Here is a 26,124-nt window from a genome sequence, read left to right as displayed (position 1 = left end):
AACGGCCGAAAAATGGATGAAGTTTCAGCCAAATTTCTTAAATAATTATCTCATTTTCGAGTGTTTTACTAAATACGCCATCAAAACAGGATCGAAACCTTGCGCAATGTCTGCTTCAATAAAATCAATTTTGTACTGGCCGCATTTTAGTTTTAATTTCCGGTAAAAGTCACCAACAAACTTTTGGTACGATTCCCTGACCTGATCGGGCTGTACTTTTACTTTTTCACCTGTTTCTAAATCAATAAATTCATATGGACGATTTTCAAAAGCAAAAGTTTCTTCGGTTCTTTTATCGGTTACATGAAATAAAAGCACCTCGTGCATATTATGCCTTAAATGCTGAAGGCTGGAAAAAATATGTTCAGCTTCTTCCAGATTATCAAACATATCGCTGAAGATTACAACGAGCGAACGCTTATGGATCTTCTCAGCAATCTGATGTAGTACGTCCGACACAGAAGTTTTAAGTAATGGCCTGCTGGTTTGCAACAGGTTTTCCAGCTCTGTCATGATCTTATGTACGTGCGATGGCGTGGATTTTACTGCCGTCTGCATTTCTATTTTTTCAGAAAATGTACACAAACTCACCGCGTCTTTCTGACGCTGAAGTAAATACGTAATGCTTGCGGCTGCCATTACGCTAAAAGTTATTTTACCATAATTCTCTTCGGGATAATACATCGACGAAGATGTGTCGATTAATATATGGCAACGAAGGTTGGTTTCTTCTTCATAACGTTTGACATATAGCCGGTCGGATTTTGCAAATACTTTCCAGTCAATATACCTTGTAGATTCCCCCGTGTTATATAACTGGTGTTCGGCGAATTCAACAGAAAAACCATGAAAGGGAGATTTGTGCAGCCCGGTAATAAATCCTTCTACCAGTTGTTTGGCAAGAAATTCCAGATTTCCGAACTCTCTTACTTTCGTTAAATCAAGTTTCCGGATGCTCATAACGTGATGAAAATTAAGGATTATTGTTTCGTACGCAAGGAAACAATTTTTCCCGAATTCGGATCAATATCTTCGTCTTTTTGTAATAAAACCATTCCTTCCATTCCAACTACCCTTACTGACACATTTGCAACACCTTTTGCCAGGATTCCCAATAACCTTGCAGCTTCTTTGCTGATATCGATCAACCGGTTTTTGGAATAAGGCCCTCGGTCATTTACACGTACAATTACTTTTTCATTGTTGTTCAGATTCGTGATTTCCAGCATGGTATTATGCGGATAACTGCGGTGGGCAGCCGACAATTCAGTGCTTTTGTGCACTTCTCCGAAGGAAGTTTTCTGTCCGTGAAAACGGGTTGAATAATAAGAAGCACGCCCTGTTTCAGTTTTGCCTAACGATACCTGGGCAAATAAATCCGGCTGCCAGGCAAATGCAAAAAGAATTAGAATCAGAATCCGATGATAAGTCATATCTGAGGTTTAGGATGAAACATAAATAAGATTGCAACAACCTTATTTCCTATCTGAATATGTGATCTTTTTGAGAATTAGAATCACGGATTCTTCAAAAGTAACAGAATAATCGGAGAAACTATTATTCTGTTACTTTTAAGTACAATGTTTCTGATAAAAATTATATTTATTTTGAAAATGGAAATTGGGTAAATATTTATGTTTTTTTGTTCACAGCAATAAACTTTCTATTTTAGCGTTTGAAAACCTATTTAAAATCAAACATAGTGGAAGACAGAGAGCAAATCTACTCCAAAAGGGTTAGGGCAGGAAAACGGACTTACTTCTTCGATGTTCGCTCCACGCGATCCAACGACTATTATCTTACCATTACAGAAAGCCGTCGTCATCCTCAGGGAGATGGTTTTACGTACGAAAAGCACAAAATGTTTTTGTACAAGGAAGATTTCGATAAGTTCGTTGATGCTTTAAAAGAAACAGTCGATCACGTAAAAACCGAGCTGATGCCGGAAGTTGACTTCACTCAGTTCGAAACCAAAACTGACGAAGTGGACGTTGTAGGAGAATCGTCAGACCTGAAATGGGAATAAAATTTTACTTTTCAGCCTAAACCTTCGCAATCAATTACGAGGGCTTTTGGTTTTTGTATTGCCTAAATAGTAATTTTGTGCAAAATTATTATTTGGCTGATGGCTGGTGCGTTTCTAAAATGATACAAATCGCCGTTGGCTTTTAACTGCATACCTTTATATATGAGTCTTCAATGTGGGATTGTAGGATTACCAAATGTAGGTAAATCCACTCTTTTTAATGCTATTTCTACCGGTAAAGCCGAAGCCGCCAATTATCCTTTTTGCACTATTGAACCCAACGTCGGTGTAGTAACTGTACCTGACGAAAGAATTGATATACTGATTGGATTGGTAAAGCCTCAAAAGACTATACCAACGATAATTGAATTTGTTGATATTGCAGGTCTGGTAAAAGGTGCAAGCCAGGGAGCCGGATTGGGTAATAAATTTTTGGCAAATATCCGGGAAGTGGATGCTATTGTCCATGTTGTCCGCTGTTTTCAGGATGAAAATGTAGTTCACGTAGAAGGCCGTGTTGATCCTGTTTTTGATAAGGAAATTATCGATATCGAGCTGCAATTGAAAGATTTGGAATCGGTCGAGAAAAAATACAGAAAACAGAAAAAGGTGCGAGAGCCGGCGATGCCAAGGCAAAATCGGAGCTGGAATGGCTGAAATTATATAAACAAACACTGGAAGAAGGTAAAAATGCACGCAGTGTGCAGATCGACGAAGAAACAAAAGAATCGGTAATCGGAGACCTGCAGTTACTAACGGCAAAACCTGTTTTGTATGTGGCCAATGTAGATGAGGATTCAATGCTTAGCGGCAACGAATATTCTGAGAAGTTACGTGAAGCTGTAAAACATGAAGGTGCAGAAGTAATTATTCTTTGTGCCGCGATTGAATCTCAGATATCCGAAATAGAAGATCCTGAGGAGCATGAAATGTTTTTAGGTGAGTATGGCCTGAAAGAATCGGGTTTAAGTAAACTCATCAAAGCATCATACGCATTGCTGAACCTGATCACTTATTTCACAGCTGGTGTAAAGGAAGTAAGAGCCTGGACGATCGTGAAAGGCTGGAAAGCACCACAAGCAGCAGGAGTAATTCACAGTGATTTCGAAAAAGGATTTATCCGCGCAGAAGTGATTAAAGTAGCTGATTACGAAAAATATAAAACAGAAGCTGCAGTGAAAGAAGTGGGTAAAATGGCTGTTGAAGGGAAAGAATATGTAGTGGAAGACGGTGATATTATGCATTTTAGATTTAATGTGTAGGCTTGTAAATACTGATAATAGAAAAGCGGAGCTCTTATACAGCTCCGCTTTTCTTGCTTATGAGTATGTTATAAATCTCTATTGTTCGAAATCCTGCTCACCCGGATTCATCATCACCCGAAACGTTTTAGCCATATGTACCATGTTATCTGTCTGGTCATGCGCTTTTTTTAGTATAGGAAAGCCATAACCCTGACTGATGAGACTGGCGAAAATTTCTCTTAAAATAATGAGTTCATCCACATGCATGGAAAAATCCTGCACCACATACATGTGAAATCCTCTGTCTTCCTGGTTTGGAAAGTATAAAGCCAGATGAAAATTCCGTTCGTGGTAAAAGGATAATACATGACTGTTCTCAAAATCCGTAGGCATTTCCTTATGATCAACCAGCAGGTCAATGATGGACGATTCATCACGGGTCAGGTATAAATTCGGAGTTATATAACTGGTGAGCATAGCCATGTGCTGATTTGAGTGTTGCTGAAAAGCAGCGTAATTCTATCTTCTTCTATTCCATTCAACAGTTCTATATCCAACCAACAGGTCAGATCTGCCTGCCTGAGGCCTGTAATAAACTAAAATATCATAATCGTTTTCAGTTGCTACATAGTTCCCTTCTACGTAGCCTTCATCCGGTTTTTTGTCCTGCCCTTTCACAACAGTATAATCGTAATTAATCACACCTTGTTTTAAAAATATTTCTGCCTGATAAGCATTGATATCCGGATTAAAGGCCATTTTATTACGATCATTCAACTGCCATAAATTAAAGGCGCCATTTACATAATATGTGGCGTCAGGGTCTTCCGGAGTACGTAAAGTAAAAACAGCCGGTGAGTAATCTGCTTCCACACTTCCACGTCCGGATTCCGTCTGATCCACAATATACTGCCCATTCAGGTCGTCAACCTGTATGTAAACGCCTTCGGAACGTGGCTTATCCGGAAATAAAAAAAGCTTGGTAAATTCCGATGTCCGTTCCATAGACTCAATTCCATAACCTCTTCCTGACAACGTACGACTGTCGAAATACCTGAATTCGTTTCCACCGGGAAAAGTATTTTCAAGATTAAAAAAAGTGTATTCCAGTGTTTTGTCGAATGGTCTTACATTGGTGGGTTTAAATCCTGTTTTGATTTGGTCCCAACGCATATTTTTACGGATTACAACTTTAAGGTCTGTTTGCGGTGCATTTAACTGAAAACCTTTGTAATCAACTTTAAAATCAATCTGCTGATCTGAGAACTGCTGTTGTATTCCTTGTGAAAATCGTGCTTCGGCATCAATCGTTACACCCGGTTCATAAATCATAAACCTGCGCGACAATACTAGTTTACGGTCGTTTTCGGAGTATACATATACAACATAATTTCCTGAAAGTTTAAGTTTCGGTATTTCCAGCTTATAATGAAAATAGGGGACTTTGGTACTAAACGATTGCTCGTATGTAACAACCGGATATTCATTATACTGATAAGTAAACTCAATGTCGTTCAGACTTGATTTACTCCAGTCTGCGTTACAATGTATGATTTTGGCACGATATCCGACAAAAGATGCAGAAAGGTCATCAAATTCGAGTATTAGCGGAAATGTATTCTGAATTGGAATGATCGGTGCACTGATTAATCTTCTTGGGTTTTCAAGATCATCGATACCCGGATACAGCAGTACGGTCGTGATTCGGTCATTATAAATATAATCTTCCAGACGAACATTAGCGCTTTGAGCTTTTGCCTGTAAACAACCGGTAATCAATAAAAATAATAAAACAAGACGCATAGAAATTTTAAGAAAGTAACGATCCCTTTTTATATTATTGTATATATAGCAATTTGAATCTGCTTTTTAAGGGAAATAGCTATTTTTGTTTAACAACTTTAAGAATATGACAGCACAACCGCAAAAAACGTACTCGCAGGAAGAATACCTCGAAATGGAAAGAGAAGCCGATTATAAAAGTGAATACTACCGGGGAGAGATATTTGCAATGGCCGGAGCAAGTCATAACCATAATCGGATTACTGAAAATATGTCTATTGATATTGGAAGTTTTTTAAAAGGGAAATCGTGCCGGACATATTCCAGTGATTTACGTATGTATATTCCTTCAAATGGTCTGTACACATATCCCGATCTATTGATTGTGTGTGGTAAAAATGAATATCGGGATGATAAAAAAGATACAGTTCTTAACCCTGCAATTATTATCGAAGTGCTTTCAGAAAGTACATCAGGATACGACAGAGGAGAGAAATTCCATTTTTACCGCAGCATTCCTTCCTTAAAAGAGTATGTTTTAATAGATTCTTTGTCAGTAGCGGCGGAAGTATTCAAAAAAAATGATGAGGGAGTCTGGTTTTTGGCTTCAGAAGCTTATGATATCAGTGAATCTATTGAGCTCGGCAGTATTGATCTTAAATTGAATCTGGCAGATATATATGCCGATACTGAAGATCTGGTGATTATCTGATATACTGTTGAAATTAATATTGGTTTTAAAGAATAATCAATACCTAATGCTCAATATTCAAAGCAAAAAGCTATGGACATTGAGCGTTAAATATTGAGAATTGAATATTTTTAATTTACTAAAATTAGAAAAGTTTTACCCGGCAAGTTCCTCTATTTCTATCATTGCATTTTCCCAGGCTTCGGTCGTTTTTTCAAGTTTTTGTTTGATATCTGCATAAAACCGGTTCAGGTCAGCCAATGCTTTTGCGTCATTGTATACTGCCGGTTCACCCAGTTTAGTCTCCGTTTCTTTCTTTTTGATTTCCAGGTTGCTAATAGTCGCTTCCAGTTCTTCTACCTGCTTTTTAGCTTTTTTTACCTTTTGTGCATCTTCATTAGAGACGTGACGGCTATTATTGGTCTTTTGTGCGTTTGCATTTGAAGCAGGTTGCGGGTTGCTTTTTTGAGGCGGGGCACTGCTAACTACCGCTTTTGCACTCGTTGCCGATTGTAATCCACGTTCCTCAATCCATACTTCGTATTCCTGATAAGTGCCAGGATATTGTTTGATCTCGTGATCTTCAATATACCAGATTTTGTTTGCTATGTTTTCAACAAAATACCTATCGTGGGAAACTACAATATAACTTCCTTCATATTGCTGCAAAGCCTGTATTAAAATATTGACCGATTGCATGTCCAGGTGATTGGTAGGCTCATCGAGTAACAGGAAATTAGCCTGAGAAAGTAAAACTTTTGCTAACGCCACACGTGATTTTTCACCACCGGAAAGTACTTTGATTTTCTTAAAAACATCATCTCCTGTAAAAAGAAAACAGCCCAAAACCGTTCTTAGCTCTGTTTCTGTTTTATTTGGATTGGCATATTTAAGCTCTTCAATCAGGTTATGATTGATATTTAATGATTCAAGCTGATGCTGGGCATAAAAAGTGAACATAACATTATGTCCAAGCCTTCTTTTTCCTTCAATTGGCTCGTCGCCTGCAACTACACGGAGAACAGTAGATTTTCCGCGTCCGTTGGCTCCGATCAAAGCAATTTTATCACCACGTTCCATACTGATATTGGTGCCATCTAAAATTACTTTTTCACCATAAGCTTTGGATGCGTCTTCCAATTGGAAAACATGCCTGCCCGGTTGGGTGGTAAACTGGAACCGGAAATGTACCTTGGCATTTTCGTCAATTACCTGATCTACCACATCCAGTTTGTCAAGCGCTTTCACACGGCTTTGTACCTGTTTGGATTTCGTAGCTTTTGCCTTGAAACGTTCAATAAAACGCTCGGTCTGACGAATTTTAGCCTGCTGATTTTCGTAAGCTCCTCGCTGAATGTCATTGCGCTGCTCTTTCTCTTCCAGATAATAAGTATAGTTTCCCGCGTAATAATTCAATTTTCCGTTTGCAACTTCAATGGTTACATCAATGGTGTTGTCGAGAAATTGCCTGTCGTGAGAAACCACAATTACTGCACCTTCATAATTCTGTACATACTTTTCAACCCACTGAATAGACGGTAAGTCCAAATGGTTGGTAGGTTCATCGAGCATCAGCAAAGCTGGTTTTTGTAAAAGCAGTTTTGCAAGCATAACCCGCATACGCCATCCTCCGGAAAATAATTTGAGCGGTCTTTGCAAGTCATCTGTAACAAATCCAAGCCCTTCTAAAATAGCTTCAGCCTTGGATTGAATGGTGTAACCATCCAATGCTTCAAATTCTTCCTGAACCCTTGCAAGCTTGTCAACCAGCGCATCTTTGTAGTCATGCTCCATTTCATACAGTATTTTGTCAATCTGAACCTGTAAATGGTTCTGACGTTCGAAAGCCTGCATGGCTACCGCAAGAATTGAATCATCACTTTGGTAAGAAAGTAAATCCTGGTTCAAAAATCCGATCGTACAATCACCGGATTTTGATATAGAACCTCCATCTGGCTGAAATTCACCGTTAATCATCCTGAGTAAGGTAGATTTTCCGGTTCCATTCAGACCAATAAGGCCGATTTTTTGTTTAGGCTTGATATGAAGCGACGCGCTATCGTATAATGCACGGTCGCCAAGAAAATAACTGAGGTTCGTAATCGCGATCATGCCGCAAAGGTACGGCGAAAGTAGGAGATAGTAAAAAGGTAATTGTTGGAATAGTTATAAAATCAAATAGTTAATCCGAAATACAACATTATTCTTGTAAATTTGGTTAGAGCAATTAGCTTTATGCGTTAACATTTTTACTGATAAAATTCATTTGAATAATCTTTTTCCCATATTCCTCAAACTCGAAAATCTTCATACACTTATCATTGGTGGTGGTTATGTAGGTTTAGAGAAAATTACTGCTGTGTTGGACAACTCTCCGGAAGCAACAATTACGTTGATATCTCCTGAGATCAGGAATGAGATTAGAGAAATTGCCTTAACAAATCCACGGGTTCTGCTGATTGAACGGAAGTTTGAAGAAGATGATTTTTTTGAAAAGGATCTGGTGATCGTTGCTACGAATGATAAGGAAGAGAATAAGCGTATTAAAGGTTTGGCGCGGTTACGACATATTCTTTGTAACGTGGCTGATACGCCTCCGTTATGCGACTTTTATCTGTCTTCTGTTGTCAGAAAAGGCAACTTAAAAGTGGCTATTTCAACAAATGGTATGTCGCCGACCATGGCGAAACGTTTGAAAGAAGTTTTGACAGAAGCACTGCCTGATAATCTGGAAACTGCTATGGAACAATTGAAGGCCGTTCGTGATATGCTAAAAGGCGATTTTGCATATAAAGTTGATGAGCTTAATCGTATTACTTCTGTTTTAGTAGAAAAGGCAGAAAAATAATAATATGCACATATCTCAACTGTAATTTCTACGTTTAAAACCTCCCGTTTTAATCTTCATGCTGATCATAACAAATGAGAATCAGACACATATAAAATTATATTATTTTTCGTTATTCTCTAAATGACATATATCAGTGTATTTATTTTAAATTAATTTGTCCATAATTATTCAGGTTAGTATTTAATAAACCTGCCGTTTTTAGTCACCAATGAGATACACTAAAACTTCCCGTGAAAAAACTTCTCGTTTTTTGTTGTGTTTATGTGTATTATTGAATTTATAAATAACCAAACTGCGGTTGTTACCGCCCCATTAATTTAGCGTTAGACTTATACTTTCTGTATGGAAATTTTTTATCGGATCTGTGGTCGGAGTCGGCTATTTGCACACCTGTTTAGTGTCATTTTGTTATTGCATTTTTCATCGGAAGCAACTGCGCAGACATTTGATGTAAGTGGGGTTGTAAAAAGTACTTCCGGTGAAACTTTAATTGGTTCTACTATCAGGTTAAAGGGAACACAAAAAGGAACTGTAACTAATGAAAAGGAGAATTTATTCTTCCAGGAGTTGGCAATGGTGCTACTCTGGTAGTAACGATGATTGGTTTTTTACCCAAAGAAGTAAAAGCTGCCAAAAGTGTTTCCATTGAGCTTTCAGAAGATGCAGTTGGCTTACAAGATGTGGTCGTAACAGGATTTCAGCAGATTGACAAAGGAAAATTCACAGGCTCGGCGGTTACCTTGAAAGCTGACGATGTGAAGATTGACGGTTTGCCGGATATAAGCCGCTCTCTCGAAGGTCGTGCGGCAGGTGTTTCTATTCAAAATGTTTCCGGAACATTTGGCGCTGCTCCTAAAATCCGTATCCGCGGTGCTACTTCCCTTAATGGAGATAATAAACCTTTATGGGTTGTGGATGGTGTCGTTTTAGAAGACATTGTTAACATTTCCAATGACCAGCTCTCCAGCGGTGATCCTACAACCTTGCTTGGTTCAGCTGTTGCAGGTCTTAATCCCAATGATATCGAGACATTTGATATATTAAAAGATGCAGCCGCTGCTGCTTTGTATGGAGCGCGGGCTATGAATGGGGTTATTGTGATTACGACTAAGAAGGGTAAAAGCGGAAGCTTATCCGTTTCCTATTCAGGTAATTTTAGTACACAACTAAAACCCTCTTACAAAAACTTTAATATCATGAATTCTGCGGAGCAAATGGGTGCTTACGTGGAGTTGTACGATAAGGGATATTTGAGGTCGAATATTCTTGATAGACCTGATTATGGCGTTTTTGGTAAGTATTTTAGTATGCTTCCAGGGACCGACGACGGTTCTTTTGGCGCTGCAAATACATTAGAAGCGAGAAATAACTTTCTAATGCGATATGCCAAAACCAATACAGACTGGTTTGATATTCTCTTCAAAAATAATTTCCTGCAAGAGCATTCATTAAGCGTTTCGTTCGGAACTGAAAAAAGTCAATCTTATTTTTCTACCAGTTTTCTGAACGACAACGGCTGGACACTTGCAGACAAGGTTAGTCGCTATACTTTGAATTTCAGAAATAATTATAAGTTTTCAGACAAAGTACAAGTTGGCTTTTCCACCCTGTCTTCATTGAGACGTCAAAATGCACCGGGCTCTCTTTCTCGTCAAAGCAATGCGGTAGACGGTACTTATGGACGCGATTTTGATATCAATCCGTTTAGTTATGCATTGAATACAAGCCGCACGCTAACTGCGTTCGATGAAAATGGTGATAGAGAATATTTCAGAAGAAATTTTGCTCCGTTTAATATTCTGACAGAGCTCGAAAATAACAAAATTCAACTTAATCTGGCAGATATCAGGTTACAAGGTGACCTTACTTACAAAATTACACCGCATATTCAATACGATTTCATGGGAGCGCTCAGGTACATTAAAACCGGCCGCGAACACATGATTACTGAGAATGCAAACATGGCCAATGCTTACAGGGCAGCGGGCAATTCTGAGATTGCGAGAAATAACAAATTCCTATACACCGATCCCGACAATCCTGATGCTCAACCCGTGGTCGTTTTGCCAAGAGGAGGATTCTACAACCGTGCAGAGGACGAAATGACATTTTATAACGTCAGAAACAATCTGCGGTATAACAAGGTTTTTCAGGAGAAACACGCAGTGAATGCGTTGTTTGGACAGGAAATTAAGTTTACCAATCGTCAGAGTTTCAACAATACCGGTTACGGATATCAGTACGATCAGGGTGGTGTACCTTTTGTAGATTATAGAATTTTGAAGCAAACGATTGAGGCCAATTTTCCCTACTACGAAATGGGGAAGACATTTGACCGCTTTGCAGCCTTTTATGCAAGTTTAGGATACACGCTGAATGACAAATATAATTTCACCGCCTACGCACGTTACGACGGGTCCAACCGGTTTGGCAAATCCAATATCGGGCGCTGGCTTCCAACCTGGACAGTTGCCGGTTCCTGGAATATCGATCGTGAAGAATTCATAAAGAACCTTCCATGGATCAGCTATGCCAAAGTTCGCGGAAGTTATGGCCTTACTGCAAGCACAGGTCCTGCTTCCAATTCTGCGGTCTTGCTTCAAAGTCTGATTACGAATCGTCCTTATGCAGATGAAAAAGAAGCGGCGATTAACCTAGCTTCACTTGCAAATCTTGAGCTTACCTGGGAAAAACTTTACAGCGCCAATATCGGCCTGGACCTGGGACTTTTTGCAAACAGACTGTCTCTTACAGCAGATGTTTACTTACGGAACAGCTTTGATCTGATTGATCGTTTTAAAACATCCGGTATAGGTGGGCAAACATTTAAGGTTGCCAACTATGCCGATATGCAATCTAAGGGAATTGATCTTTCCGTGGATGTGGTTTTGCATAAATCACAAAACGTATCGTGGCGAACCAGGCTTACTGCCGGATATTCTCACACAAATATTACCAGTGTAGATAATCTGCCGACGATCTTTGATATGGTAAAGCCTGAGGGTGCGAATGTACAGGGGCATCCCGTAAGAAGCTTATATTCTGTTGATTTCAGAGGCCTGAATCCCAGAAACGGAGTTCCTACTTTTATCAATGAGAAAGGAGAGGTGAGTTCTGATATTTACCTGCAAGACCAGAATGTAAGCTACCTGAAATATGAGGGCCCGGTGGATCCACCTCTGACAGGCGGTTTGAATAATTCTGTTACCTACAAGGATTTTACACTCAACCTGCTTTTGACTGGCCAGGCTGGGAACAAGATCAGGTTACGACCTTTGTACAATGGTAATTCTAACTCACGGTTTGCATTTAGTGATTTGGATGCCTTTCCGAAAGAGTTTAACGATCGTTGGGAGTTGATCGGCGACGAGAAAATTACAACTATTCCTTCGATACCGACGTTGACTACCAACACATTAGAGTTAGCTGGTATTTATCCCTACACAGCATACAATTATTCTTCCGAACGCGTGGCCAGCGGAGATTTTGTAAGGTTGAAATCGGTGTCACTTGCTTACAAAATACCAGTCGTTGCAGCTAAACGATTGGGAATGACCAACGCATCGATCCAGGTTTCTGCGATAAACGTGTGGTTGATTTATGCTGATAAGAAATTGAAAGGGCAGGATCCTGAATTTTTTAATACGGGCGGGGTAGCTCAACCGATTCAAAAGCAATTTACGGCTTCTTTAAAATTCTCATTGTAAGACTAACATCCAAGATTATCGGGAAGTAAAATGGAAATGAAGCATATAAAAAAATATCTGAAAGGTTTTTCACTGGTGTTCCCTTTTCTTACACTACTTAGTTGTGAACAATTTCTTTCAACGGAGCCGGATAGTACCCGTGCAACTTTAAAGACACCTGAACAGGTTTCACAATTGTTAACGACAGCCTATCCGCAGGGAAGTTATGTCGTATTCGGCGAAGCGATGAGCGATAATGCTGACGACAAAGGGGCCGGAACTGATGATCGGGTAAACAGAGGTTCGTACCGGTTTGAAGTGGTAGATGCGCCAGTGGATCAGGAAGATTCGCCCGACATGTACTGGGCTCAGGCTTATCATGCCATTTCGGTTGCAAACCAGGCACTTTTGGTAATAGCTGAGTCAACTAATCCTGAATCATTTTCTGCTCAGAAAGGAGAAGCATTGGTTGCCAGGGCATATGCACATTTTATGCTTGTCAGCTTTTACAGTAAATTTTACGATCCTGCAACAGCATCAAGCGACGCAGGGATACCCTATGTAACTGAGCCGGAAACTGTGGTAGTAAAGCAGTACGAACGTAGGACAGTCGCCTACGTGTACGACATGATTGAAAAGGACTTGCTCGAAGGATTGCCATTGATAAAGGATGTTAGTTACACCGTTCCCAAGTACCATTTCAATATTGCAGCTGCGAACGCTTTCGCTTGTCGTTTCTATCTGGTCAAAAAGGATTATGCGAAGGTTCTTCAATATGCAAATAGTGTTTTTCCAGGCGGAGATATCGGGCCTAATTTACGCCCCTGGAATACAGAGTATTTACCTCTTTCTTATCAGGAATTGTATAAACGATATACCAGAGCGACTGAAAATGCTAACCTTTTGCTTGTAGAGACCAATTCGTTAGCTTCACGTTTCACGCCTACTTACCGATATGCCCTTACCAATGCCATCTGGGATGAGATAAAGGCTGTTGGCAATATCACTGGTTCATCAGTTAGCTGGGCTTATCCACTTTTCAACGTTGGAGAAGGCAATTTATTGATTCCCAAGCTTGACGAATATTTTGTCAAAGAATCTGTAAATGCTGAGATCGGCTCTGTATGGGTAATGGTACCTCTGTTTACAACAGAAGAGGTTTTATTCAACCGTGCCGAGGCAAACTTGTTTTTAGGTAATCAGTCTGCTGCGTTAGCTGATTTGAACCTGTTTGCCAGCAAACGCATCCGAAGCTACAATGCTAGTACATATGCGATAACCTTACCAAAGATCCGTACCTATTATGGATTAGCCAATTCTGGTACAAATAACAGCCTTGGGCTTCTTTACAGTATTATGGACCTTCGGAGACTTGAATTTACACAGGAGGGAATGCGTTGGTTTGATATACTGAGATATGGATTAGATGTGGAACACGTTACTGCTGAGGGACAGACAATTACGGTTCTTGATGGAGACGCTCGAAGACAGTTGCAGCTTCCACAGTCTGTTACGCTGTCAGGTTTGGAACTAAATAAAAGGTAGGCTTATACAAGTATCGGAAATTCTCTTGATCGAAAAAAAGAATATATATGAATAAGAAATCCACTTTTTTAAACTGTCTTGCAGTGCTCGGCCTGGTGCTTATCATGCAGTCCTGTAAAGAAGAAGAACTTGGTGACGTTGAAACCATTTCAGGCCTTAATAGACCTTTGCCTGTTCAGACTGCTATTGATAAGTGGATATCTGACAGCCTTACAACTCCTTATAATATTGCTGTCAATTACAAATGGGATCAGTTTGAATTCACAGATATTTCAAAAACGCTCGTCCCTCCAAAAGAAGAGATGGTGATTCCTTTTTCAAAGGTGGTACGTCAAGCCTGGATCGGGCCGTATGTGCAGCAAGCCGGGCTTGTGTTTTTTAACAAATATTCTCCCAAACTATTTGTGCTGTCCGGCAGTGCGCAGTATGAGTATCAAAGTAAAGTTTTGGGACAGGCTGAGGGTGGAAGAAAAATTATTGTCTTTGATGTCAATAATTTCAAGGTCAAGGGGATGAATGGCTATGTAGCTAATGACTCTGTTGTCGTCAAGGAGGGCATCCGTACGCTTCAGCACGAATTCGGACATATTTTGCACCAGAATATTATGTACCCAGTCGAGTTCAAAAGAGTAAGCGAAGGATTATTTCAGGGGGAGAACTGGTTTAATATCAGCGATGCTGAGGCTTTGGCAGATGGTTTTGTAAGCCCGTATGCTTCATCCAAATACGATGACGATTTTGTGGAGACAATCGCCATTTTGCTAACCGAAGGCAAGGACGGCTACACCAGAATGGTAAATTCTGTTCAGGAAGGTGCGAGTCTGAATGGTACAAGTAAAGCGGATGCCCAGGCGAAGCTGAGGCGTAAGGAAGCTTTGGTCGTAAATTATTTTAAGACAGCCTGGGGAATTGATTTTTACAGTTTACAAGCCAAATGCAGAGCTGAATTCGTCAAATTGATCTAAATCGTTTGGCCGTAAATAATGATTTTATGAAAAAGACTTTTTCAATAGTTTTACCATTTCTTCTGTTCGTTGTATTGATTTCCTGTAAAACGGAAGATTCAGTTTTCGAGCAAACATCTAACGAACGTGTTAACGCGTCTGTAGAAAAATATCAAAAACAGCTTATCGAGGCCGAATATGGCTGGAAAGGAGCCATTTACCCGGGAACCGGCGGCGTTTATAGCTTTTATTTTAAGTTTAATGATCAGAATCGGGTAGTCATGTATTCTGACTTTAATAAAGAGGCAGCTGTTACTTCCAAGGAAAGCAGCTATCTGGTGAAATCATTGCAGTCGCCTTCGCTGATTTTTGACACATATTCTTATCTGCATTTACTGGCTGATCCCGAGGGAATAGTGAACGGGGGTGTTTACGGTGAAGGGCTTAAATCTGATTTTGAGTTTTCATTTGGCTCAGACACGCTCAACAATGGCACTTTAACCCTAACTGGAACTAAAAACAGGACCAGATTGGTACTGAACAAAGCCAGTCAGGAAGAAGCCGTTGCTTACGGGAATGGCGGATTGGCGAAGAGTTTGTTGTTTAGCAATATCGATTTGTATCCGATTTATTTCAAACGAGTGACGATTGGGGGTGTCACCTATGAGATTAACGTAAATACAGCCGCCAGAACTATCACTTTATCCTGGCTTGAAGGGACAACTTCTAAATCTTTTACAACAGAGTACTATCACAGCTCGACAGGTGTAGCATTTATAACACCTTTTGTTAATGGTTTATTAACCTTAAACTCACTTACAAACCTAACTTGGGATGCATCCAAGCTGTCCCTCGGATTTACTGCGGGCACGGCCAATGTAACGGTTGTCGGGGCAGCAAAACCTCTGATCGTAGACATTGCAGCTCCTAAACGATTCAGACAATTTGTAATCGACAAAGGATCTTACTGGATTTCCGAAACGGGTTTTAACGTTGGAGGAAAGGAAGATTATTTTGGGATAACCAAAATTCCAGACTTTTACTATATGCTCTTTTTCCCGGACATAGCTTCCAGCCAGGGAACTACTTATGATGCTTTTACGGCGTATGATCAAACCAATTTGATGGGCCCTGCTGTTGTGCCTTCGTACACGTCGGATGGAAGAATTATCTTTTCCATTTTAGGTACTTACGGAACAAATACTCTGATGAATACGACTGTTGCTGATCAAATAGAAGATGCAAGTGGCTATTATCTTGTTCAGACATCACCTATCAGATACGATATGGTGAGCGCAAAAGACGCCAAAACATGGATTTCCTGGTGGTATCCTTTTTAAATTTGTTTCAAAAAGAGTTTAGTTTTCTAACAAAAAAACACTCCCATAACCAGAGGGCACTGAAAAAGCTTCTCAATTATAGGACTACCCAGAGCGGTCAGGTAAATTTTATTTACTTGACCGCTTTTGTTGTTTAAATGTGATCTGCAAATGGACTACCGTCCCAAAATGTTCGAATTTAGGTTTATCAGTGTTTGTCTTTAGTTTTGCGAGCCTAGTTGGTAAGTTTGATAATTCTTTTCAGATTTACTGCGAAGATGGCTAATGCTCCCTGCATCTGCATATTTTCAATTCCATAAGATGTTGCGCGGCCATAGCCATGGACATTCTTTAATTCACTGTTTTTTGCTTCGATCTTATACCGATGTTTTATTTTCTGCTTGTAATAGTCAGTTTCCTGAAAGGCTGTCTGTTGGAGGTGCGAGTCCGATTTTATGCTCACTGAATAGGATTTCGTTTTGGCCCCCCGCTTATAACAGTTCTCACTTAAGGGACAGATTTTACACTTCTCGACATCGAAATAGTAGGTATAGGTCTGATTTGTCCCCACATTCTTCCTTCCCTGACGTGCCTTTCGAATGGCCAGATGCCCGGCCGGGCATACGAACATGTCCGCATCTTTGTTGTAATCGAAGCGGTCTTCATTCTTTCTGGATCCTTGGGTAATAGAAGGGTTCAGCTTGGCAACCACCTTGATATCCTGCTCACTGGTTAGTTGAAGATTATCCTTTCCCGAATAGGCTGAATCGCCGATGATCGTGTCTACTTCAATGCCGTTGTCCTGGCTGATCTGCAAAAGTTCAGGAAGTTGTGGACCATCTCCCTTTTCTCCCGAGGTGACCACTGCGGCGGTAATAATACGTTCTTCTGTCATGGCAATATGGGTCTTGTAGCCAAAGAACTTGCTGTCAGACGATTTATGGCCCGTCCTGGCATCGCTGTCTTTGGAGAGCGTATAGTTCTCCAAAGTATCCTCCATTGTTTCCTTTAACAGGTTTAGTTTTTCCTTGATCGCAGGGATATAGATCAACGTCTGATCCGATTCTATACACTTCGCAAGCTCATTACAATAGGCAAGCTCCTTTTCGAGCTCGCCCGAATCATTCTTTTTAGGCATACGCTCTTTAATGTCAGCATCCACAGCATAAACGGCTTTGCGTAAAAGCTTTGAATGCTCCCTAAGCACCTTAAGGGCTGAATGTGGATTAGATCTGGAAAGCGAATGGGTAGCATCTACGATAATGGATCGAGAGCAAACAATACCCTTTTCAATCGCTATGGAGACTGTTTTGCCTATCAACAGCTTCAATAAGTCGGCATCTTTCAAACGCAATTTTCTAAACTTTGTCAAAGAGCTCGGATTGATGACTTCATCCTCGGGGGCCATGCCAAGGAAATACTTGAAGGACATATCGTAGCGGGAACGTTCGACTACATCTACGTCTGAAATGGTGTAGATTGTCTTCAGCAACAGGAATTTGAACATCCGTACGGGGCTCTGTGCTGCACGTCCGTTATCAGAACAATATTTACCTGCAAGCTCATCATAAATGAAGCTAAAGTCGATCAATTCATTAATCCTGCGAAGAAGATTGTCCTTGGGAATGATCAGGTCATACAATCCGGCGAACGCAGTAAATTGAATTTTTTGTTGGTGAATTAACATCTGAATCCCTTTCTAAATCCACCTTAAGATACCAAAAAAGGAGCAGAAAAACTTAATTTCCTACTCCTTTCTCTGACTCAGATACAAGAGGACTTTTTCAGTACCCTCCATAACCAGGAGTGTTTTTTTGTAATGAATAAATTTTAAATCAATATCCGCTGTTCTGAGCAATACCGGAAGCATCTACTTCTCTTTGTGGAATTGGCAGAACGAGTTTAGTTGAATTATATTCAAGGCCGTCTGTCGTTCCTTTAAGACGTTTCAAGTCCTGAATTGCCTGGCCTTCATGTGCCAGTTCCAGTTTGCGTTCTTTTAGTATGATGGGCAAAGTAGGAGTCGTAATTGCTGCCAGTCCGGCTCTTCTACGTATCAAGTTTAAATCAGCCGCAGGTGTTGCACCAGTTTGAGAACTAAGTCTCAGGTTGCATTCTGCTCTTGTCAAATATAATTCGGCCAGACGGATAACCGGGATATTTCTGTACTGCAACATCCATTTGCCACTTCTGATAGAGCCTGCACCTTCATAGAATAGTTTTAATCTTGCATCATTGGCTTCATATAATGCCAGATGTTTATCCTGAATAGAAACGTCTCCATCGCGTCCGCCATAAGCTGGAATTGACCAAAACAGCTGCATGTCATTATCACCATCCTGATCAGATACCTGGATATCAAATATATCTTCGCTGCTATTAGTTGCGTTGTTAAATGCCGCGGCATAAGTGCTGGTAAGGGTTATACCATTTGTTGCCGCAAGCCCAATAGCTTTGTTAGATGCTTCAAGTGCTTTACTGTAATTTGTCATTTGCAGGTAAATACGTGACAGATATGCATTAGCGGCAATTTGTGATAAAAATATTCCGTTGGTTTCCGGTAACAATCCTTCCGCCTCCGTTGCATCTGCAAGTATTTGGGCATAAGTTGCTTCCAAGGTACTGCGGGTTACTTTCGTTCCTGCTTCAATAACCGTGGTTGGGGTTAATACGATAGGCAATCCCGGATTGGTTGCAGCTGCACCATCACTGTAAGGCAGGCAAAATAATTGAGCCAACTCAAAGTAAGTAATTGCCCTTAGCATCAATGCTTCTCCTTTTACACGGTCCTGATCATCCTCGTTTACCTTATCGATTGCCCCTAAAATATTATTACTGATATTGATCGTTTTGTAAGAGTCAAGCCACATATCTCTTACGTAACTGTTGGTAACCAATATCTTTTTGGTATAAATTTCCCGGGGCTGATTATAGGTGCCTTCCCAAGCAATTTCGTCATTAGAAGCAAGTAATTCTGAAAACAGGGCTATGTCACCTCCCAATACATAAGAACTGCTTATTGCATCGTAAGCGCCACCAAGGACTCTCTTAATATTGGTATCTGAACTTAATGCAATTTCTCCTTCAATTTCCTGTTGTGGTACCAGGTCAAGTTTACTGCTGCAGGACGAAATTAGAAGCACGGATGCCAGTATGAGTGAATTATATCTTTTCATAATCTAATATTTTTTTATGGATTAGAAATCATCGTCCGGACGAGTGGAGATGAATCGTTTTTGCTTGAATTATAGACCCAGGTTAACACCAAATGTTACAGATTTGATTTGGGGAGCAGAATAAAAATCACCACCCTGATTTCTGTTACCTGCACGGTAGTCTGCATTTACCTCAGGATCCCAGCCAGGATAATCTGTAAATGTTAGCAGGTTTACGGCGGTTACATACAAGCGGACTGTGCTTAGTTTGGCTTTCTTTAAAATAGCCTGAGGCAGTTTATAGCTAAGTGTAATATTTTTAAGACGAACATAAGATGCGTCATATACATATCTGCTTGAAGCACCGGTACCATTTGCTCCTGAAAGTCTGAGTTGAGGCTCGCTTGTAATATCACCTGGTTTTTGCCATCTGTTCAAAGTTTCTTTAGTCTGGTTATCAAACCAGTCAAAACTGGCAGTCATAAATCCGCCTCCACCATTTGTTACCTGATTGCCAAAAACACCCTGGAACAGAACGCTTAATTCTAATCCTTTATAACCAATATTGTTAGTAATTCCACCAATCCAGTCCGGATTTGGATTTCCTACAACAAAGTTTCCAGCGGCATTGTAATCGTTGGTAGTTTCATTATTCTGGGTATAATAAAGCGCATCACCATTTGCCTGATCAACACCTGCATATTTTGGCCCGTAGAATACACCAATTGATTCACCTACAATAAGAGAGTTCATAAACCGGCCATCGTTGCCAGGAATCAGTTGATTTTCTCCGTCAAGCTTGGTCAGTTTGTTTATGTTTTTAGAAAGATTAAAACTGGTATTCCACGTAAAAGCACTTCCCACAATGTTATTAGAATTTAATACAAACTCTAAACCCTTATTCTGCATAGAACCTATGTTGACAGTTTGTGTTGTAAAACCGGAAGTTCCAGGAACGGGTACATTATAAATCAGATCTTTTGTGTCTTTTACATAATAATCAATTTCTCCCGAAAGACGATTTTTGAAAAATCCAAAATCAATTCCTATATCAACCTGGTTCGATTTCTCCCATTTTAAGTCCGGATTGGCCAATTGTGTTGGTGTCAGGCCGGAAGTCCCGCCATATTTGGAACCACCCCATAAACCAAGTTGTTTGAAATCCCCAAATCCATCGGCATTACCAGTAATACCCCAGCTACCTCTTAATTTCAGGAAACTTACAACGTTGTTTGCTGCTAAAAATGCTTCTTCGGAAAGAACCCATCCGGCAGAAGCCGCAGGAAAAAATCCGTATTTGCTGTCTTTACCAAACTTGGAAGAACCATCTACTCTTCCGCTTAATGAAAGTAAATAGCGGTTGTCGAACTTGTAATTGGCACGCCCGAAATAAGATAAAAATGATGACTGTGAAGAAGAAGAATAACCAGCCGTAATTTTCCCTGCACTTTCAATTTTTTTCAAATCATCTACAGGAAAATCCTGGCCTGTTACAGAATTACGGTCGTCTTTATAATCCTGAAAAGACATACCAGCTGTGAAATCAATCACATGTTTGTTCTTAGTAAGATTATAGTTAAAGTAGTTGTTCGTATTATAATTAACAGTGCGATAAAAATAGGACGACCCCTGACCGTTTACAGACTGGCCTACTTCTGTTTTAATCCCATAAAATAAATCTTCGTCCTGATTCAGAACATCAAATCCAAATTCCGTTCTGAAATTCAGGCCCTTTGCAATGTTGTATGATAAAAATGTACTTCCAATGTTCCTGAATCCGGTTGTAACGTTCCTTTTATTATCAAGTTCTATCAATGGATTGTAATAAGTTGTTACAGGACGGTCGTTCAATTCTCCGTCTGCATTTCTCAGCGGTGTAATTGGCGACAATGCTACAATTTGCATTGGTGTTGAAAATTCATTGTCAGCTGCAACCCTGTTAGAAACGGTTCTGGAAAGGCCCATGTTAAACCCCAGTTTTAACCTTGGAGTAATATCCTGTTCCAGGTTGATACGGCCTGAAATTCTTTTGAAATCATTTCCAAAAAGGATACCATCCTGGTCATTATAACCTAAACTGACATAAAAACGGGTTTTGTCCGTTCCGCCCGATGCATTAATATCAACGATTTTCGTTTTAGAAGCATCATTAAATGCCAGCTTTTCCCAGTTTGTATTCGTTTGTTGTGTCTTCCAGTCGGTACCTCCTGAATAGCGATCCAGCCTTCCTTCCGCAAACTCAAGCCACGAATCCGGATATTGAGCAGGATCTGTTGAAGTAACACCATCTCTTGCATCAGAATTAATAGCTGCTTCCCTGATCAGGTCTACATATTGTTTTGCATCCAGAAAACCTCTAAGGTGTGTTGGTTTGTTAAATCCGTATTGCACATTGGCACTAAGATTTGTTTTGCCTGATTTCCCTTTTTTAGTCGTGATTAATACAACTCCATTTGCGGCCCTTGAACCATAAATAGCGGCAGCAGACGCATCTTTCAATATTTCGAAAGATTCAATGTCATTGAAGTTAATATCTGCTAACGGATTACCAGCCGGAGCTGGTGAAGTGCCGGAAGTAGACGCTCCTGACAAGGCAGCAGAATTTACCGGAATCCCATCGATTACATACAAAGGATCATTAGATGCGCTAATTGAGCCTGTTCCTCTTATCCTCACTTTTACTCCTTCCCCAACCTTACCACTGCTTGATTCCACAAATACTCCGGCTGCACGTCCCTGAAGTGCCTGGTTAAAGTTTGGAACTGGTGTATTCTGAATTTCAGAACCTTTAATGCTGGCAATATTTCCTGTAAGGTCTCTTTTGATTTTTGTGCCAAATCCTACGACCACTACTTCGCTCAAACTACGCAGATCACTTTCCAGCTGGACGTTTATCACGCTTTGATTTTTTACTGCAGTTTCTTTTGCAATCATACCTACAAAACTGAAAACCAGTGTTGAACCAGAAGACGGTATGGTTATCGTATAATTTCCTTCTGAGTCCGTCTGGGTTCCATTGGTAGAACCCTTTTCCTGTACTGTGGCCCCGGCTAGGACGGATTCATCTTCCAGGGATGTTACTTTTCCGGTAATACGTATACTTTGTCCAAATGATGACAACCATATACCAAATACACTGAAAATAGTTAGTAGAAAAACTTTTTTCATAATAGTTAGATTTTGTTTTTTGTAAAACTTCAAAACAAATATATGGTTATTGTTGTGGCAACAAAATATTTATATTGAAATTTTACTAATGAATGTAATTTTAAACTGCGAATTTCTTTGCAGAATTTAAATTATCGGAAGAATAAATATTAGGATAGAAAGAGGGATATTTGTTAGTAACCAGTATACTATTCGCCTATAAAGTATTGTAAATTACCAATATTTGCCATTGGACCGGGCAAACAGGAAACCACGCCAAAAAATAAACAGATGGTTCCAAATGGCAGGTATAAGTCCAAAATGTTTTCTGAGAACTTTTAACCGGTCGATTAATGAACGTTTGTGATTTTTCACTGATATGCCACCAAGCAGATAACGGCAAAGTGTAAAATGAAGAAACTGAATTTTGTCTGCTTTTTTAAGGCAGGTTATTTCCCAGTCAATATCAGCACTGAGATTGGTAATATCGTAGATTGGTGTAATGGCTTTTTTTACAATAAATGCCTGGTGGCAAACTTTCATTCCAAGCGCAAAATCCTGCCATTTTAAATTTTCCGGTAAACTGTGTGGTGTAAATTTACTTCTGAGCCCCACTTCAGTACTGTCCTCCCTGACCAGCATAGCATCGCTGTAATAAACATCAGCATTGGTTTCAAAACTGAGTATGAGATTAGAAACCACATTTTTGTCAAATATTTCATCCCCTGCATTCATAAACCAAACATATTTCCCTGTTGCCAGAGCCAGGCCTTTGTTCATAGCATCGTATAAACCGCTGTCTGGTTCGGAAACAATTTTGGTGATAATCTGAGAATATTCTTTTGCAATTTTTAATGTGGTGTCCTGGGAATTACCATCAATGATCAAATACTCAATTTCAGAAGAGTTAGTTGTATTGAAAAGTGCCGATTGAATACTTTTCAAGGTTCTTTCCAGATATTTTTCAGCGTTGTAGGTAATGGTAACTATGGTGAGAAAGGGCATAATTTCAATTTTAGAAAGTGATAGAGCAATAGCTATAATTTTTCAGTTTTCACTTCCCAATACCCTCCTTTATCTGGTCCAACCCTTTCGATTATATTTCTCTCTTTTAACTTTTGAATCTGCCATTCTATGCCTCTTCTGGTTAATCCCGTGGTTTCCTGAATGGCTTTAGTTGTTATCTTTGGGTTAGTTTTAATCAGGTTTAAAATCTGAATTTCAGTTTTCTCCACAGTTTTCTCCACAGTTTTCTCCACAGTTTTCTCCACAGTTTTTGAAAAAGCAATTACTCTGAATCCGTGCTGAAAATTTTCGAATCCGGGCACTTCCAGGCCATAGTCAATAAAGCTGTTTTTTATTCTTTTTATGCCCGATCCATATTTTTCAATAATTCCGGCTTCTTTAAAAACAAAGGCTATTTTTTTATTTCTGGCTTGCGATGTATAGTTACCATCCATTAATTGCTCAATGGATATAGATTCAGGAAGGGAGCCGGGATTGAAAAATTCAATATGATCATCATAAATTTTAATAGAAGAATCCCCATAGTGCATATAATCACGATGAACAATCATATTAACAATTATTTCCCTTATCGCATTCAATGGGTATTGCCAACGCTCTTCACGTTGCAGATTTCCGGTGATAATATATTCTTTATTAATATGTTTTCTAACAAAATTCATCACTTCGTCTACTTCGCTGAATAGGTCACTACGAAGTGTAAATCCATCTTTGATAGAAGTCGGAGTAGCAAATCGCCCAAGCTCAATGGTTGCCTGAAAAACATCATTTTGAGAAAATAACAAATGGCAGGCATTAGTGATGTGAGGTTCTTTAAGAAGTTCGAATTTATATAAAACTGTTAGTGGGTCATCTTGTAAAGGAAACTCTTTAAAGGCATTCGATTTTTCAATAAATGCATTGACTTTGCTTAATGAAATGGTTTCCAAAGTATAATCATTGGTTGCATAACTATCCCAACTGGTATTGAAAGTGTGGAGATGCAAATTAGAAATCTCACTCAGATTCAATTGATGGTTTGAGTTTTGAACCCTTTTATAATAACGTCCTTTAAATGAAACCGGCTTAACCGGAAATTCTTTTGTAGAAAGAATAACGATTTCTTTTCCGTCTATTTCGATAGTTTCTGCATCCGGAATGATAGAAGGCTGTGTTTTATTTTTGATTTCATTTATCCATTGCTGAACGGTTTCCTCTTTAATAGAAAAGTTTTTGACGGGCTTTCCATCATCGTCTACGCCAACAAATACCTGTCCGCCTTTTGAGTTTGCAAATGCTACCAAAGTTTCGATCACAGCATCGCCAAAACTGCTTTTGTATTCATTTTGTGAATTTTCAGACATAATAAAAAGAGGAAATCAAGTAACGAATATAGACATACTACGCACATTATTTTTCCAATAACGATTTGTAAAGTTTCGAATATTGTCCGGTAACAACATTTTCGGCATAACAATCTTCTACTTTTTTACGCGCTTTTGCTGAAATTTCACCATTTATATTATTCCGGATTATCCATTCAATTCCCTCTGATAAAGCATTTGTAGATTTTAATTTGGCAACGTAACCGGTTTCCTGATGATCTATCATTTCAGGAATTCCCCCGGTAGCAAATCCAACCGCAGGAGTGCCGCAGGCCATAGCCTCCATAATTGTATTAGGTAAGTTGTCTTCCAAAGAGGGCACAATGATCATATCAGCAGCATTATAGACATTTACCATTTGTTCAGTTTCCGTAATTTTTCCCAGGTAATGAACCGGAACAGGAAAAGAAGCAAAACTATCAGGATTAGATTTTCCAAAAATCAATACTTCAATATTTTCTGATAACGCACTACTTATCCTGATTGCTTCTTTAAAATAATCAAATCCCTTTCTTGGATCCTGGGTATTAGCGCCGGCAAAAAGGATCAGATTTTTATCAATAGGCAAATTCAGCACTTTTCTGATTTCAGTTTTACTTTTAGGTTTAAATATCTCCGTATCCAGGCAATTTGGAATACTCAATGCCGGCAGGTTTTTAGTCAATTTTGCTTTTTTTGTTAAATCGTTCAGCCAGTTGCTGGGAGAAACCAAAGCCATTTTGGCCGTTTTGTAAATAGCAGCTTTTTGTTCAAACTGAGAAAATGATATATCATATTCATCCGGTTGTGCCAGATATGGACAATACTGACAATGGATTAAATAGTTTTCGCAGCCTCTGCTATAATGACAACCGCCGGTAAAAGCCCACATATCATGTAAAGTCCAGACGATTGGTTTACCCAGTGAAAACAATTTTTCCAGAGAATCCATAGAAAGAAACCCGAAGTTGATCCAGTGCAGATGTATAATATCGGCTTCAATTACAAGAGGATGAGTACTGATATCAGCACCGGCAGCGGCTGGTGAAAATGCAAACCTCACGCTTTTGTCTTTTTCAAAAGGGAGAAACTGTAATCTTTCTGAAACGAAACGAAAGAAATTTATTCTGGATTTCCATTTGGTATTGGCTAATGGAATTATTCCTTGTTCCGGATTTTGTACTTCAGGTATAAGCATGTAAGAATCTTCTCCCGAATAAAGCAGTGCCCGGTGCAGGCGTGTGGCCGCAACTCCGGCTCCTCCTTCCAAATGAAAAGTACTCAGGTGAAGAATCATATTAAGAGAAAAAATGAATTTTGACAAGGCAACCGGCACAGTGAAGAATTCGGGATTTTCAATTGCGC

General features: G+C 39.6%; 19 protein-coding genes and 1 pseudogene. 9 read left to right on the top strand and 11 right to left on the bottom strand.

From position 1 onward, the window contains the following. Window positions 1-45: 45 nt before the first annotated feature. Together KZC02_RS10845 and KZC02_RS10840 are read right to left on the bottom strand one after the other, a co-directional pair. Window positions 46-960, bottom strand: coding sequence for a DUF58 domain-containing protein (locus KZC02_RS10845; RefSeq protein ID WP_221394124.1), 915 nt, complete (start codon window positions 958-960; stop codon window positions 46-48). 20 nt (window positions 961-980) lie between these two features. Further along, complete coding sequence (locus KZC02_RS10840; protein WP_221394123.1) at window positions 981-1,433, bottom strand: septal ring lytic transglycosylase RlpA family protein; 453 nt, start codon at window positions 1,431-1,433, stop codon at window positions 981-983. A gap of 242 nt (window positions 1,434-1,675) precedes the next feature. Between KZC02_RS10840 and KZC02_RS10835 the strand changes: the two genes are divergently transcribed. Both KZC02_RS10835 and ychF read left to right on the top strand, forming a co-directional pair. Then, a complete protein-coding gene (locus tag KZC02_RS10835; protein WP_221394122.1) occupies window positions 1,676-2,026 on the top strand; it encodes a DUF3276 family protein in 351 nt (116 codons plus the stop codon). 162 nt (window positions 2,027-2,188) lie between these two features. Continuing rightward, a pseudogene (gene ychF, locus KZC02_RS10830) lies at window positions 2,189-3,288 on the top strand (redox-regulated ATPase YchF). 78 nt (window positions 3,289-3,366) lie between these two features. Here ychF and KZC02_RS10825 read toward each other — a convergent pair. Next, window positions 3,367-3,747, bottom strand: a complete 381-nt coding sequence (locus KZC02_RS10825; RefSeq protein WP_221394121.1) for a hypothetical protein — start codon at window positions 3,745-3,747, stop codon at window positions 3,367-3,369. Window positions 3,748-3,789: 42 nt separating this feature from the next. Then, window positions 3,790-5,073: a DUF5103 domain-containing protein gene (locus tag KZC02_RS10820; protein WP_221394120.1), complete on the bottom strand. Its 1,284-nt coding sequence runs from the start codon at window positions 5,071-5,073 to the stop codon at window positions 3,790-3,792. Window positions 5,074-5,179: 106 nt separating this feature from the next. On the opposite strand from KZC02_RS10820, the gene KZC02_RS10815 reads away from it, so the two are divergent. After that, on the top strand, window positions 5,180-5,764 hold the full coding sequence (locus KZC02_RS10815) for a Uma2 family endonuclease (protein ID WP_221394119.1): 585 nt from the start codon (window positions 5,180-5,182) through the stop codon (window positions 5,762-5,764). Between the two features lie 135 nt (window positions 5,765-5,899). Here KZC02_RS10815 and KZC02_RS10810 read toward each other — a convergent pair whose 3' ends face one another. Next, window positions 5,900-7,855, bottom strand: a complete 1,956-nt coding sequence (locus tag KZC02_RS10810; RefSeq protein ID WP_221394118.1) for an ABC-F family ATP-binding cassette domain-containing protein — start codon at window positions 7,853-7,855, stop codon at window positions 5,900-5,902. Window positions 7,856-8,009: 154 nt separating this feature from the next. On the opposite strand from KZC02_RS10810, the gene KZC02_RS10805 reads away from it, so the two are divergent. The 6 genes from KZC02_RS10805 (at window position 8,010) to KZC02_RS10785 (ending at window position 16,109) form a co-directional block, all read left to right on the top strand. After that, window positions 8,010-8,591 carry a bifunctional precorrin-2 dehydrogenase/sirohydrochlorin ferrochelatase gene (locus KZC02_RS10805; protein ID WP_221394117.1) on the top strand — a complete coding sequence of 194 codons (582 nt, stop codon included), beginning with the start codon at window positions 8,010-8,012 and terminating at the stop codon, window positions 8,589-8,591. Between the two features lie 408 nt (window positions 8,592-8,999). Continuing rightward, a complete protein-coding gene (locus KZC02_RS31705) occupies window positions 9,000-9,185 on the top strand; it encodes a carboxypeptidase-like regulatory domain-containing protein (protein ID WP_229254168.1) in 186 nt (61 codons plus the stop codon). Window positions 9,186-9,190: 5 nt separating this feature from the next. Continuing rightward, on the top strand, window positions 9,191-12,301 hold the full coding sequence (locus KZC02_RS10800) for a SusC/RagA family TonB-linked outer membrane protein (RefSeq protein WP_229254164.1): 3,111 nt from the start codon (window positions 9,191-9,193) through the stop codon (window positions 12,299-12,301). A gap of 36 nt (window positions 12,302-12,337) precedes the next feature. Beyond that, window positions 12,338-13,825: a RagB/SusD family nutrient uptake outer membrane protein gene (locus tag KZC02_RS10795; RefSeq protein WP_221394116.1), complete on the top strand. Its 1,488-nt coding sequence runs from the start codon at window positions 12,338-12,340 to the stop codon at window positions 13,823-13,825. Window positions 13,826-13,872: 47 nt separating this feature from the next. Then, window positions 13,873-14,790: a putative zinc-binding metallopeptidase gene (locus tag KZC02_RS10790; protein WP_221394115.1), complete on the top strand. Its 918-nt coding sequence runs from the start codon at window positions 13,873-13,875 to the stop codon at window positions 14,788-14,790. Between the two features lie 26 nt (window positions 14,791-14,816). Further along, window positions 14,817-16,109 carry a DUF4302 domain-containing protein gene (locus tag KZC02_RS10785; protein ID WP_221394114.1) on the top strand — a complete coding sequence of 431 codons (1,293 nt, stop codon included), beginning with the start codon at window positions 14,817-14,819 and terminating at the stop codon, window positions 16,107-16,109. Between the two features lie 214 nt (window positions 16,110-16,323). Here KZC02_RS10785 and KZC02_RS10780 read toward each other — a convergent pair whose 3' ends face one another. From KZC02_RS10780 to KZC02_RS10755, 6 genes are all read right to left on the bottom strand, one after another. Further along, window positions 16,324-17,775: an IS1182 family transposase gene (locus KZC02_RS10780; RefSeq protein WP_221390362.1), complete on the bottom strand. Its 1,452-nt coding sequence runs from the start codon at window positions 17,773-17,775 to the stop codon at window positions 16,324-16,326. A gap of 148 nt (window positions 17,776-17,923) precedes the next feature. Continuing rightward, entirely contained in the window at window positions 17,924-19,264 is a 1,341-nt protein-coding gene (locus KZC02_RS10775) for a RagB/SusD family nutrient uptake outer membrane protein (RefSeq protein WP_221394113.1), read from the bottom strand. Window positions 19,265-19,333: 69 nt separating this feature from the next. Beyond that, window positions 19,334-22,411: a TonB-dependent receptor gene (locus KZC02_RS10770; RefSeq protein ID WP_221394112.1), complete on the bottom strand. Its 3,078-nt coding sequence runs from the start codon at window positions 22,409-22,411 to the stop codon at window positions 19,334-19,336. Between the two features lie 213 nt (window positions 22,412-22,624). Beyond that, window positions 22,625-23,395: a glycosyltransferase family 2 protein gene (locus KZC02_RS10765; RefSeq protein WP_221394111.1), complete on the bottom strand. Its 771-nt coding sequence runs from the start codon at window positions 23,393-23,395 to the stop codon at window positions 22,625-22,627. Between the two features lie 32 nt (window positions 23,396-23,427). Continuing rightward, window positions 23,428-24,759, bottom strand: a complete 1,332-nt coding sequence (locus tag KZC02_RS10760; protein WP_221394110.1) for an RNA-binding domain-containing protein — start codon at window positions 24,757-24,759, stop codon at window positions 23,428-23,430. A 46-nt stretch (window positions 24,760-24,805) separates the two neighbouring features. Next, window positions 24,806-26,056, bottom strand: a complete 1,251-nt coding sequence (locus KZC02_RS10755; RefSeq protein ID WP_221394109.1) for a glycosyltransferase family 4 protein — start codon at window positions 26,054-26,056, stop codon at window positions 24,806-24,808. Window positions 26,057-26,124: the final 68 nt, after the last annotated feature.

The sequence above is a fragment of the Dyadobacter sp. NIV53 genome (assembly GCF_019711195.1).
Taxonomy (GTDB): Bacteria; Bacteroidota; Bacteroidia; order Cytophagales; family Spirosomataceae; genus Dyadobacter.
This window is presented reverse-complemented; position numbering and strand designations above follow the sequence as displayed.

Excerpts from the sequence above, each read along its gene's own strand:
- KZC02_RS10845 (WP_221394124.1), bottom strand. The coding sequence starts at position 960 with ATGAGCATCCGGAAACTTGATTTAACGAAAGTAAGAGAGTTCGGAAAT.
- KZC02_RS10840 (WP_221394123.1), bottom strand. The coding sequence starts at position 1,433 with ATGACTTATCATCGGATTCTGATTCTAATTCTTTTTGCATTTGCCTGG.
- KZC02_RS10825 (WP_221394121.1), bottom strand. The coding sequence starts at position 3,747 with ATGCTCACCAGTTATATAACTCCGAATTTATACCTGACCCGTGATGAA.
- KZC02_RS10820 (WP_221394120.1), bottom strand. The coding sequence starts at position 5,073 with ATGCGTCTTGTTTTATTATTTTTATTGATTACCGGTTGTTTACAGGCA.
- KZC02_RS10815 (WP_221394119.1), top strand. The coding sequence starts at position 5,180 with ATGACAGCACAACCGCAAAAAACGTACTCGCAGGAAGAATACCTCGAA.
- KZC02_RS10810 (WP_221394118.1), bottom strand. The coding sequence starts at position 7,855 with ATGATCGCGATTACGAACCTCAGTTATTTTCTTGGCGACCGTGCATTA.
- KZC02_RS10800 (WP_229254164.1), top strand. The coding sequence starts at position 9,191 with ATGATTGGTTTTTTACCCAAAGAAGTAAAAGCTGCCAAAAGTGTTTCC.
- KZC02_RS10795 (WP_221394116.1), top strand. The coding sequence starts at position 12,338 with ATGAAGCATATAAAAAAATATCTGAAAGGTTTTTCACTGGTGTTCCCT.
- KZC02_RS10790 (WP_221394115.1), top strand. The coding sequence starts at position 13,873 with ATGAATAAGAAATCCACTTTTTTAAACTGTCTTGCAGTGCTCGGCCTG.
- KZC02_RS10785 (WP_221394114.1), top strand. The coding sequence starts at position 14,817 with ATGAAAAAGACTTTTTCAATAGTTTTACCATTTCTTCTGTTCGTTGTA.
- KZC02_RS10780 (WP_221390362.1), bottom strand. The coding sequence starts at position 17,775 with ATGTTAATTCACCAACAAAAAATTCAATTTACTGCGTTCGCCGGATTG.
- KZC02_RS10775 (WP_221394113.1), bottom strand. The coding sequence starts at position 19,264 with ATGAAAAGATATAATTCACTCATACTGGCATCCGTGCTTCTAATTTCG.
- KZC02_RS10770 (WP_221394112.1), bottom strand. The coding sequence starts at position 22,411 with ATGAAAAAAGTTTTTCTACTAACTATTTTCAGTGTATTTGGTATATGG.
- KZC02_RS10765 (WP_221394111.1), bottom strand. The coding sequence starts at position 23,395 with ATGCCCTTTCTCACCATAGTTACCATTACCTACAACGCTGAAAAATAT.
- KZC02_RS10760 (WP_221394110.1), bottom strand. The coding sequence starts at position 24,759 with ATGTCTGAAAATTCACAAAATGAATACAAAAGCAGTTTTGGCGATGCT.
- KZC02_RS10755 (WP_221394109.1), bottom strand. The coding sequence starts at position 26,056 with ATGATTCTTCACCTGAGTACTTTTCATTTGGAAGGAGGAGCCGGAGTT.